Below are 321 nucleotides of genomic sequence, written 5' to 3'. Positions count from 1 at the left end.
ACCCGTTAGGCTTAAAAAGGAACCATTGCTCGAAGCCGTATGGGAAATTCGCTTCTCCGGAACCAAGGCATCTGTCGCTGACTTAATGCCCGGGATGCTTTTCAGTACACTATCAGGCGGTTCGGCGTCGCGGCGGAGGAGGCGATGGAAGCCACGGGTATGCTCGTCCTTTCCAACTCCGAAGCCCTGCTGTCGAGAGTGGAAGGCATTGTCTCGTTCTGTGAGTTCACTATGCCGACAACGGGTTTTTGTAAATCCTTCGGGGAATGCCCCATAGAGTAATACAGCGCCCTATGCGTAGCCCTTTCAATGCCTTTTTTG

General features: G+C 53.0%; 1 protein-coding gene. It reads right to left on the bottom strand.

Going from position 1 to position 321, the window contains the following annotated elements:
• Positions 1-101 precede the first annotated feature (101 nt).
• Positions 102-321 (bottom strand): hypothetical protein (locus EZM41_RS08290; protein ID WP_198470649.1); only part of this gene is annotated, 220 nt, incomplete at its 5' end.

It is taken from the genome of Acetomicrobium sp. S15 = DSM 107314 (assembly GCF_016125955.1).
GTDB classification, from domain to species: domain Bacteria; phylum Synergistota; class Synergistia; order Synergistales; family Thermosynergistaceae; genus Thermosynergistes; species Thermosynergistes pyruvativorans.
The sequence above is the reverse complement of the archived record's forward strand: the minus strand, read 5'-3'. Positions and strand labels throughout refer to the sequence as shown.